9 protein-coding genes are annotated in these 11,611 nt (G+C 38.4%); 1 reads left to right on the forward strand and 8 read right to left on the reverse strand.

Annotated features, from left to right (window positions below; all coding sequences use genetic code 11):
* Positions 1 to 39: 39 nt before the first annotated feature.
* The 6 genes from ftsX to EW028_RS20115 all read right to left on the reverse strand — a co-directional run bounded on the left by ftsX (position 40) and on the right by EW028_RS20115 (position 8,866).
* Positions 40 to 924: a permease-like cell division protein FtsX gene (gene ftsX / locus EW028_RS20090; RefSeq protein WP_004227513.1), complete on the reverse strand. Its 885-nt coding sequence runs from the start codon at positions 922 to 924 to the stop codon at positions 40 to 42.
* Positions 914 to 1,600 carry a cell division ATP-binding protein FtsE gene (gene ftsE, locus EW028_RS20095; protein WP_016991524.1) on the reverse strand — a complete coding sequence of 229 codons (687 nt, stop codon included), beginning with the start codon at positions 1,598 to 1,600 and terminating at the stop codon, positions 914 to 916. Before ftsE ends, ftsX begins: the two co-directional genes overlap by 11 nt.
* Before the next feature lie 241 nt (positions 1,601 to 1,841).
* Positions 1,842 to 3,029: a DUF4097 family beta strand repeat-containing protein gene (locus EW028_RS20100; protein ID WP_131522087.1), complete on the reverse strand. Its 1,188-nt coding sequence runs from the start codon at positions 3,027 to 3,029 to the stop codon at positions 1,842 to 1,844.
* Between the two features lie 283 nt (positions 3,030 to 3,312).
* On the reverse strand, positions 3,313 to 6,180 hold the full coding sequence (gene uvrA, locus EW028_RS20105; RefSeq protein WP_131522088.1) for an excinuclease ABC subunit UvrA: 2,868 nt from the start codon (positions 6,178 to 6,180) through the stop codon (positions 3,313 to 3,315).
* Between the two features lie 7 nt (positions 6,181 to 6,187).
* Positions 6,188 to 8,167, reverse strand: coding sequence for an excinuclease ABC subunit UvrB (gene uvrB / locus EW028_RS20110; RefSeq protein WP_131522089.1), 1,980 nt, complete (start codon positions 8,165 to 8,167; stop codon positions 6,188 to 6,190).
* Positions 8,168 to 8,617: 450 nt separating this feature from the next.
* Positions 8,618 to 8,866, reverse strand: coding sequence for an IDEAL domain-containing protein (locus EW028_RS20115; protein WP_131522090.1), 249 nt, complete (start codon positions 8,864 to 8,866; stop codon positions 8,618 to 8,620).
* 227 nt (positions 8,867 to 9,093) lie between these two features.
* On the opposite strand from EW028_RS20115, the gene EW028_RS20120 reads away from it, so the two are divergent.
* A complete protein-coding gene (locus tag EW028_RS20120) occupies positions 9,094 to 9,603 on the forward strand; it encodes a competence protein ComK (protein ID WP_131522091.1) in 510 nt (169 codons plus the stop codon).
* 43 nt (positions 9,604 to 9,646) lie between these two features.
* On the opposite strand, the gene prfB is transcribed toward EW028_RS20120, so the two are convergent.
* Together prfB and EW028_RS20130 are read right to left on the reverse strand one after the other, a co-directional pair.
* Positions 9,647 to 10,751, reverse strand: a protein-coding gene (gene prfB, locus EW028_RS20125; protein ID WP_237497242.1) for a peptide chain release factor 2 whose coding sequence is annotated in 2 segments (ribosomal slippage) — positions 9,647 to 10,675 and positions 10,677 to 10,751 — 1,104 coding nt in all. Because the reading frame shifts where the segments join, the coding sequence is not laid out codon by codon here.
* A gap of 122 nt (positions 10,752 to 10,873) precedes the next feature.
* Positions 10,874 to 11,416, reverse strand: coding sequence for a competence protein ComK (locus EW028_RS20130; RefSeq protein WP_131522092.1), 543 nt, complete (start codon positions 11,414 to 11,416; stop codon positions 10,874 to 10,876).
* Positions 11,417 to 11,611: the final 195 nt, after the last annotated feature.

Here is an 11,611-nt window from a genome sequence, read left to right on the forward strand (position 1 = left end):
TTCGACTATTCTTTTCTTTTTCACAAATATCCGTTGTCCCTAAATTTTTAAAAACTTACGTACTGACATGAAACTTCCCCAAATACCGATCAGTACACCAATGAGTAACAGAAGACCGCTTACCTGATACACAAGTGGAGAAAAATCTAGTAATTGAACAAGCTCTCCTTGTAAACGTGGTGCAATAATTTTATATATATTGTGGTAAAGGGTTGTGACAACTGCAATCGGAATAATTGAACCTAAAATTCCAAGCCACATACCTTCTAATAAGAATGGGATACGCACGAATGAATTTGTAGCCCCTACAAGTTTCATAATTTCTATTTCATCACGACGAGCTATAATCGTTATACGAATTGTATTCGAAATTAAGAAAATTGCTGTAAATAATAACCCTAAAATAAGTACGATTCCTACATTACGACTAATATTTAAGAAGTTAAATAGTTTTTCAACTTTTCCTTCGCCATACATTACATCATATGTATACTCATATTTATCAATGGTTTTCGCAACTTTTGCTGTTTGCTGTGGATCAGCGGCTTTTACATAAATAACGTTACGTAAAGGGTTACTCTGTTCAAATAGTTTAAAATCATCACCGAAGTCTTTTACTAGCTTGGTTAACTCATCTTCCTTAGTGGAATACGTCATCTCGGAGACACCAGGCAATTTTTTGACTTTTTCGATGAGTGCTTTTTCCGCAGCTTCATCTGCTGTTTCATCAATTAACACTTTAATTTCGACATCGTTTTCTAAATCCGTTGCTACTTTATTTAAATTCATCATAATAAGCGCAAAAACACCTACTAGAATGAGCGTAACGGTAACGGCACTGACAGAGGCAATGGTCATCCAGCTATTTCGACCAAGTGATTTGATACTTTCCCGGAAGTGGCGCTTTACTGTACTAAATTTCATAGCCGTATTCACCTCCGTGTTCATCACGGACAATTAAGCCGCCTTCAATTGCAATAACACGACGACGAATCGTATTTACAATTTCACGGTTGTGGGTTGCCATTACAATCGTTGTCCCACGTGCATTAATTTCCTCAAATAAATTCATAATTTCCCATGATGTTTCAGGGTCAAGGTTCCCTGTAGGTTCATCTGCAATCACAACTTTTGGAACATTGACGATTGAACGAGCAATCGATACACGTTGCTGCTCTCCACCTGAAAGTTCATTTGGAAACATTCTCGCTTTATGCTTCAATCCAACTAGTTCTAGAACTTCCATAACCCGACGTCGGATTTCATCAGGCTTTTCCTCTATTACTTCAAGCGCAAACGCTACATTCTCATAAACATTTAAACGAGGTAGCAATTTGAAATCTTGGAAAACTACACCAAGTTGACGGCGCAAAAAAGGGACCTTCTTATTCTTTAAAGTTGCTAAATCAATACCATTTACAATTATTTGTCCTGATGTTGCTTTTTCTTCACGGTACATCAATTTAATAAATGTGGATTTCCCTGCCCCACTTGGGCCAACTACATACACAAATTCGCCTTGCTTTATATTAACGGAAATACCATTTGTCGCAACAACACCGTTTGGGTATTTCTTTGTCACATTTTTCATTTCTATCATGATTAAACCACCTAAAACTCTCATCTATGTAAGAGGTATTTCTTTTACTATTATAGCACTCTATTTCTGTTTTTTTATTACAGTTTCATTTCAATCCGTGGCAGTTCCTTCTATTTCATTCTTTCCTTGCCATTATCCTTAAGAATATGACAAAAATAAAACAAGATTCGCCTCTATATGCTAGGCCGAATCCTGTTTGAAAAGAAAAAGCATTCAAGCTTTAACTTGAATGCTCCTACTGTTAAATTTGTTGTTCATCTGTTGTTGTGTAGCGCACTAAAACAGCACCAGTTTTCGATTCACCTTCGATAAATAGGCGATTCGCATTTTCAACTTCTTTGTCGAAACGGACTACTTTGGATAAGAATTGATCTTGCGACTCTATTTTAGAAACATCCTGGATCCCCACATCCACTTTACCGAAATTCGTTACGACTTTACCGCTCAATGAAATTGTTCGTGGGACATACAATTCTACTGCCCCAGCAACTGTTTGCGCTTTAATTTTTGAAGAATTTGTCGAGCATGTTGTGACGACTACATGTCCATTGACAGACTTAGCTTCAACTTCATCCAATGCACCATCCAAATAAACACGTCCATTCAATGTTTCAGCCTCTAAATCCTTACCTCGAACATTCGTTAATTCAATGGAACCATTAGAAGAATCCACTTCAGCTTTTCCAAAATTAAACTTCGTTCCTTTAATGGCACCGTTTAACGTTTTCACTTTTAATTCTTCAAATTCTGTATCCTGTAATGAAACACTACCATTCATTAGACGAACAGATAATTTTTCAAGTTTATCCTTTGGTACTAGCACCTTCACATTCACTTGAACAAGCTTTAATTGGCTCAAAATACGAAGTGATTGCTCTTCCTCTTTCACAACAAATTGCTCTAAGAAGTGATTACGAGTTTCTTCTTCACTTTCGTTCATCAAAGGTGCCTTTACCTTGCAAATCACCTGAATCGTTTCTCCTTCACTGGATTCCAATGAGAAGTTACCATTAGGTAGTTCAGCGATAATATTGTCCACTTTGGCAGCAGCCACTTCTTCTGTATGGGTAAATTCAATTTTATCTCCAAATGGAGAAGCTACATCAAATTCCTTTACCTTTTTAACAGCCGTATTCATCATATCCATAAAAAGAGAACCGATTTGTGTTAAATCCTTACGAAAATCTTGCATTTCATCTTGGAAGTATTTCATAAAATCATCTTTTTTCTTGTCACCATCTTTTGATTTTTCTTCAAATAATGGCTCTTTTTCACTTGAAAAGGATTGCGTCTCTTTCGACACATCATTCATAACATGTTGAGTAGACTTGCCAGGTTGCTCTAATGCTTCTAATAATGTAATCGCCTCTTGTGCCGAAATTGTTCCTTTTTCTACAAGTTCTAAAATTCGTTGACGTTCATTTTGCATAAATAAATAGCCTCCCTCAGTTCGTTATACTATTTATACGATTCATCATGTGAAAAGTTTCACTGCAAAATTGAATAAATGGGGTCTTTTCATTCCAACATCGTCAGGCTTTTACCTCTGAAGATTTTATTGCTCGTTTTTTAGATTAGTTGGATCACTTCTGACCTTTATTTGAGCGGGTTCTTCCCATTTCGGATTATTTTCAATCTGGATTGAGCGACTTTCACCAATTTCCGATCACCTTTCAATCCAGATTAATCATTTCAGTTCGAATGTAAAATCCTTAAGATTTAGAAGCTTCTGCTAGCAATGCATCCATTCTCATACGATCACGTTCCAGAATTGGTTTTAAGTATTTGCCTGTATAGGAGCCAGCTACTTCTACTACCTCTTCAGGTGTACCAGTTGCAACAATCGTACCACCTTTGTCTCCACCTTCTGGACCTAAGTCAATGATATAATCAGCTGTTTTAATCACATCTAAGTTATGCTCAATAACTAATACCGAATCACCGTTTTCAACAAGTCGCTGCAACACGACAAGTAAACGAGCAATATCATCGGCATGTAATCCTGTTGTTGGTTCATCTAAAATATAAAAGGATTTCCCTGTTGAGCGTCGGTGTAATTCAGAGGCTAGTTTTACACGCTGTGCCTCACCACCCGATAAGGTTGTGGCTGGTTGCCCTAATTTCATATAGCCCAACCCAACATCAACAATCGTTTGTAGCTTACGCTGGATTTTTGGAATATTTTCAAAAAACACTACTGCATTCTCAATCGTCATATCGAGAATATCTGCAATACTCTTATCTTTATACTTCACTTCAAGTGTTTCACGGTTATAACGTTTGCCGTGACATACTTCACATGGTACATAAACATCAGGAAGGAAATGCATCTCAATTTTAATAATGCCGTCACCACGACATGCTTCACAGCGACCGCCCTTGACATTAAAGCTAAAGCGTCCTTTTTTATAGCCTCGTACCTTTGCTTCATTTGTTGCTGCAAAAACATCGCGAATATCGTCAAAAACACCTGTATAAGTTGCTGGATTTGAACGAGGTGTACGCCCAATTGGCGATTGGTCAATATCGATTACTTTTTCAAGCTCATCGATACCTGTCACTTCTTTATGCTCGCCAGGCTTAACCTTTGAACGATTGAGCTTCTGTGCCAAAGATTTATATAAAATTTCATTTATCAGTGTAGATTTCCCTGAACCAGACACGCCTGTCACTGCTACAAATAAGCCTAGTGGAACGTCTACTTTAACATTGCGTAAGTTATTTTCCTTGGCACCTTTAATAGACAGCTTTCGACCATTTGGTTGGCGTCTTTCTATTGGTAAAGGAATAAACTTTCTACCGCTTAAATATTGTCCAGTTAAGGATTTTGCATTATTCATAACTTCCTGCGGTGTTCCTGCTGCCACAATTTGACCGCCATGGACGCCTGCTCCAGGTCCTACATCGATGAGATAATCTGCTGCAAGCATCGTATCTTCATCATGCTCTACCACAATCAGCGTATTCCCAATGTCACGCATATTTTGTAACGTGCTAATCAGCCGATCATTATCTCGCTGATGCAAACCAATCGAAGGCTCATCTAAAATATAGAGGACTCCTGTTAATCGTGAACCAATTTGCGTAGCAAGGCGAATACGTTGTGCCTCTCCACCAGATAATGTACCTGCTGCACGACTCAATGTTAAATAGTCTAAACCAACATTCACAAGGAAGCCCAATCGTTCTTCGATTTCTCGTAAAACTAATCGAGCAATTTGCATATCCTTTTCAGTGAGGTCAAGCTCTTTGAAGAATGTGTCTGCTTCCTGAATCGAATATTGTGTAACCTCACCGATATGTTTATCTGCTACTTTCACTGCTAGCGTTTCAGGCTTTAAACGATACCCTTTACATGAAGGACAAGCCTGCTGTGCCATATATTTTTCCATCTGCTCACGAACATAATCGGATGTCGTCTCTTTAAAACGACGCTCAACATTGCGCACTACACCTTCAAATTCAATCATTTGATCTCGCACATTGCCAAACTCATTTTCATAATGGAAGTGTATCTTGTCTTTTCCAGAGCCATATAAAACCTTATCCATCTTTTCCTTTGGCAAATCCTTCACAGGCACGTCCATTGGAATATCGTAATGATCACATACAGCTTTTAGTAATTGTGGGTAGTACTGCGAACTAGTTGGCTCCCATGGTGCAATGGCATGCTCTAACAAGGAACGATCCCAATCAGGCACTACTAAATCTAAATCCACCTCTTGTGTTGAACCTAAGCCATCACAACTTGGACAAGCACCAAACGGACTATTAAATGAAAACATACGAGGCTCTAACTCACCAATAGAAAAACCACATAATGGGCAGGCATGATGCTCACTAAATAGTAACTCTTCATGTTCCATCACATCGACAAGCACACGTCCATCTGCTAGACGTAAAGCCGTTTCTAAAGAATCACTCAGACGAGCAGCAATCCCTTCCTTCATAACAACACGGTCCACTACTACTTCGATGGAATGCTTTTTATTTTTATCAAGTTCGATAGCATCATCTAAATCACGCAATTCTCCATCAATTCGTACACGAACAAACCCCTGCTTTTTTAAATCTTCTAGCAGTTTAACATGGGTACCCTTACGTCCAGAAACCATTGGTGCAAGGAGCTGCATCTTAGTTCTCTCAGGATAGGTTAATAAACGATCCACCATTTGCTCAATTGTTTGGGAAGTGATTTCTATACCATGATTTGGACAGATAGGTTTACCAATGCGGGCATAAAGTAAACGTAGGTAATCATAGATTTCCGTTACCGTACCGACAGTAGATCGTGGGTTACGACTTGTCGTTTTTTGATCAATGGAAATAGCAGGCGATAAACCTTCTATCGCATCGACATCTGGCTTATCCATTTGTCCAAGAAATTGACGGGCATAGGCGGAAAGGGACTCAACGTAACGACGCTGGCCCTCCGCATAAATTGTGTCAAATGCTAAAGAAGACTTTCCGGAGCCCGATAATCCTGTTAAAACGACTAATTGGTCACGCGGAATTGTGACATTAATATTTTTTAAATTATGAGCACGTGCACCTTGCACGACGATTTCAGTATTTTTCACAAGTCATTCACCCTTCTACCTTCAATTCAAATATTGTATCTCGTAACTCAGCCGCACGTTCAAAGTCAAGCGCTTTTGCTGCTTCCTTCATTTCGACTTCTAGAGAAGCCAAGAGCTGTTCTCTTTCCGCCTTTGTCAGCTTTTTGCCTTTCGTGGCCTTTGTTACATAGGATTCCTCTTCTTCTGCTACTTGTGTTGCGCGAATCACATCTGGGATTTTCTTAATGATCGTTTGAGGTGTTATGCCATGCTCCTCGTTATAAGCCATTTGTAACGCACGACGACGTTTCGTTTCATCAATTGCCTTTTTCATCGAGTCTGTTACATGGTCTGCATACATAATGACATGACCATTCGCGTTACGAGCAGCACGACCAATGGTTTGAATCAATGAACGCTCTGAACGTAAAAATCCTTCTTTATCAGCATCTAAAATGGCCACAAGGGACACTTCAGGAATATCAAGACCTTCACGCAATAAATTAATACCAATTAGCACATCATACGTTCCTTTGCGTAGCTCACGGATAATTTCAATACGCTCTAGTGTCTTAATTTCTGAATGTAGGTATTCTACTTTTAAGCCCATTTCCTTCAAGTAGGCCGATAAATCCTCAGACATTTTCTTCGTTAGCGTTGTCACTAAAACTCGCTCATCTCGCGCAATTCGATCTTGTATCTCATCAATTAAATTATCGATTTGCCCTTCGATAGGACGTACATCAATTAATGGATCTAATAATCCAGTTGGTCGGATAATTTGCTCTACCATTTCTGGTGTATGCTCCAGCTCATATGGACCAGGTGTGGCTGATACATAAATTGCTTGATGTACACGATTTTCATACTCTTCAAAACGCAAAGGACGGTTATCAAGTGCTGATGGCAAGCGAAAGCCGTGTTCTACGAGCACACCTTTACGCGCTTGGTCACCATTGTACATTCCTCGAACCTGTGGGAGTGTTACATGACTTTCATCAACCACAAGTAAAAAGTTTTCGGGGAAATAATCTAGCAACGTATATGGAGTGGCACCTGCTTCACGCAATGTTAAATGACGTGAATAGTTTTCAATCCCAGAGCAAAAGCCCATTTCACGCATCATCTCTAAATCATACCGTGTACGTTGTTCTAAACGTTGTGCCTCTAGTAATTTATCTTCTGCACGTAATAAAGCAAGTCGTTCCTCTAATTCTTTTTCAATGTTTTCAATCGCTTTACGCATTTTCTCTTCTCGTGTAACGAAGTGGGATGCAGGGAAAATAGCAACATGCTCTCGATCCGATAAAATCTCTCCCGTTAGTGCATCTACCTCACGGATACGATCGATTTCATCCCCAAAAAATTCCACACGAATACAATGCTCATCACGAGAGGCTGGGAAGATTTCCACTACATCTCCACGTACCCGAAATGTTCCGCGTGTAAAACTAACATCATTTCGCTCATACTGAACGTCTACAAGCTTGCGTAATAGCTGATTACGTTCAATTTCCATACCTGTACGAATGGAAACAACCATTTCTCGATATTCTTCGGGAGAACCTAAACCATAAATGCAGGACACAGATGCAATAATAATGACATCCTCACGCTCAAACAATGCAGAGGTAGCAGAGTGACGCAGCTTATCAATTTCATCGTTAATACTAGAGTCTTTTTCTATATAGGTATCTGTTTGCGGTACATAAGCTTCTGGTTGGTAGTAATCATAGTAGCTGACAAAATATTCTACGGCGTTATTCGGGAAGAACTCTTTAAATTCACTATATAACTGGCCAGCTAGTGTTTTATTGTGTGCCATGATTAGTGTTGGTTTTTTAACTTGCTGGATGACATTCGAGATGGTAAATGTCTTACCTGTTCCAGTAGCACCAAGCAATGTTTGATGACGTTTGCCTGCTTTCACACCCTCCACTAATTCCGCAATGGCCTGTGGCTGATCCCCGTTAGGCTGATATGGCGCTTGTAAATCAAATGATTGCACTCATGTCCACGTCCTTTCCTTCCAATTTGTACATATATTTTAGCATAGCAATATTAAAATTTCGAACATTTAACGAACGAATGTTTGTAAAATTTTTTTTCATCTCTAAAATTTTTATTACATAATAATAAGGTCCATTTAACTTGTTACTCTTATAATAGCCGTTTTATTAGATTTTCAAGCTTCATCGATGGATGGGATTTCCTTTTTGCTTCATGTGTAGCTCATACTCTCTCAGGAGCCTGGCTCTCCTCCTTTTATGAGCGGATTCTACTTTATCGGAGCGCTCTCACTTTTTTATAAACAGAGGCTCAAACTTTTTGAATGACTTTCCTCATTCTATAAGCAAAACCACTTCTTCTAGCCAACACATACACTCTTTACTTCCACTGCAACTATTTTCAAAAGCAAAAAAACCCCACTCTCCAATAGATATGGAGAGCGGGTTCGTCAATATGATTCTTCTTCTGTTTGGAGTAAGGAAGTTAGTTCGGATGCGTATTGATAAAATGCGTTTTCATCTTTTTCATCGAGTGCTCTATCTATCAGAACCATGAGCTGCTCTTGCCGATGCATACGCTGGATACGATTTAAAAATAAATCTAAATAAATCTCGTTTAATAATTTCTCTGCCTCATCAACTTTTTTCGACTGACCAACGGCTTTCAGAAAATCGGTATACGAATAATATTTATCCAACGATCTCACCTCGATCCTTTTCTAAATTATATGAAAATTGAAATTAAAAAGCAATGCTTACGATTCGAAAATATCTTAGATTAGCTATTAATCAATTGATATTTAGAGCAAATTCTCTAGGCATTTCGTGCTTTTATGAACGATTTTCAACTATTTCATCCAATTTAAGAAAGTCATATTTTGTTTTACACTACCGTTATCACTAGAAAAAAGGAGGCACTCCCTATATGACAACTAACTTTGTAAACGGCTACTTAATGTCATTCAATACTTATTTGCTACAACCTATTCAGCATGACTCCAAAGTCTTCACGCATGTGATTGATAAGCATAATGAGCTGATTGTTACACGCAAACCGATGCATGTCCTTCGAAAATCCTGTCTCTCATTAGGATCTACCTATGAAGCCGCAAAACAATCGGCTAAACGTTTTTTCGGCAATCAACACAAGCTACCAATCGTCGTGGCCTTTGATTATGGTTATCCCTGTATTTTTCTGCCAACTTATTCTCCCAGCTCCATTCATAATATATGGATAGGGCTTCATGCAATTATTAATATTACACCTAGTGAAATGGGGTGTATTGTAACGTTAAAAAATAATAAACAAATCGAACTACCTATTCGATATGCTTCTATTAGTAAACAATTTCTTAACGCTTCTATGCTGTATAAATATTACATGAATGAACGAAAACAGCTTAGCCAAGATGCACCCTATCACCCACCCTTTTAACAAAAATTCCCCAAGAGCACCTCACTCTTGGGGAATTTGGGTATTAATTTATTTTTGAACGTAAATAGGCATTAATAAATGGATCTAAATCGCCATCCATCACTGCACCCACATTACCTGTTTCTTCATTTGTACGATGATCTTTCACCATTGAGTATGGGTGGAAGACATACGAACGAATTTGGGAGCCCCAGCCTATTTCTTTTTGTTCACCACGTATTTCATCTAATTGTGCCTGCTGTTTATCAAGTTCTAATTGATATAGCTTCCCTTTTAACATCGTCATCGCTTTTTCACGGTTTTTAATCTGGGAGCGCTCAGCTTGACATTGTACGATCGTACCAGTAGGAATATGCGTAATACGAACGGCAGAATCTGTCGTATTAATATGCTGACCACCTGCACCTGTAGCACGATACGTATCAATTTTTAAATCCTCTGTACGAATATCGATTTCAATATTGTCGTCAAACTCTGGCATAACATCACAGGAAACAAAAGACGTATGACGGCGACCAGACGAATCGAATGGAGAAATACGTACTAGACGATGCACACCCTTTTCCGCTTGTAAATAACCGAAAGCATTGTGACCTTTAATCGACAATGTTACAGATTTAATTCCGGCTTCATCTCCTGGTAGATAGTCCACTGTTTCCACTTTAAATCCACGCTTCTCAGCCCATCGTGTATACATACGCAATAGCATTGAACCCCAGTCCTGTGATTCCGTACCACCAGCACCAGGATGCAACTCTAAAATGGCATTGTTTTGATCGTATGGGCCACTTAGCAGTAATTGAAGCTCAAAATCAGCCATCTTTTGTTGGAATTCTGCTAGTTCTTTGCCTAGTTCTTCTTGTAATTCTTCGTCTGGTTCTTCACGTAAAAGTTCCAGTGTCATATCTAAATTTTCATGTGTTTCCACTAAATCTTTATATTCATTGACAATAGCTTTCAAGCCATTTCCTTCATTGATAATCACCTGAGCACCCTGCTGATCATCCCAAAAGCCTGGCTCTAGCATCATTTCATCTAGCTCCTGAATACGTGCCTCTTTGTTCTCTAAGTCAAAGAGACCCCCTAAAGTCCGCCAATTTTTTGGCTGTAGTGTCTAACACATTGCGTACATCTGCTAATTCAATCATCGTTAAATCCTCCGAACGTTAGTCATGGAGCTAACAGTTTATTCATAAAGCCCCGTATCTTTTTATTATAACGTTTTTAGAAACGAAAACATACTATATAGCAGATGTTTTGTGCAATTAAGTCAACTATCCTGCGTCTCGTCCTCAAACATATTTTTGGCAAGACGTTGAAATACTTTCACACGGTCATACTGAACAAGTAAATATTTTGTTCGTTTCTCTAGTCTATATTTTAATAAAAAAGCTCTTTGAATCCGAGACTCTAACGCATTCACACTGACATCCACAATAAATTCCTTGCCATTCATAAAAGTAACCTTTGTCATCTTTTTATCCACAGCGACATAGTCATCTATATGATGGACAGCGAACCAGATACAGTCAGGATGTAGAGGAGACCTACTAGGGAACCATAAAATATTACAACGTTCGTGCACGACAATAGGATTTTTATTAAGTTTGCCTAGGATCATTTTTGAACCATCGAACGCTCCTCTTAAACTAGAACCAAAATAACGCAGATTAAAGTCCAATAATTTCGTTGGTGGTAGCGTAGATATATACTCATTATTTTTCTCAAACACCTGCGTACATAAATTTCCAAAGGAATCATACACAGGCATATACATCATTGTTTCACTATTCATAATATCTTTTTTATGCATCTATAGTCCCCCTTCATACATTTTATGTTGCTTCCAGTCAAAATAAAAAGGAATATACTACTCTACATTCCCGCTATTTTCAATGAGTAAGATTGCTTAAAAATCCCAATCTCTCTTAAGACTTAGTCTTACAATCAATAATTCAGGATAATAATAGGATAAATAACTTGTACTAAATACCTATTATTACAGCTA

Origin of the sequence: Lysinibacillus sp. OL1, from assembly GCF_004332175.1 — a bacterium.
Taxonomy (GTDB): domain Bacteria; phylum Bacillota; class Bacilli; order Bacillales_A; family Planococcaceae; genus Lysinibacillus; species Lysinibacillus capsici.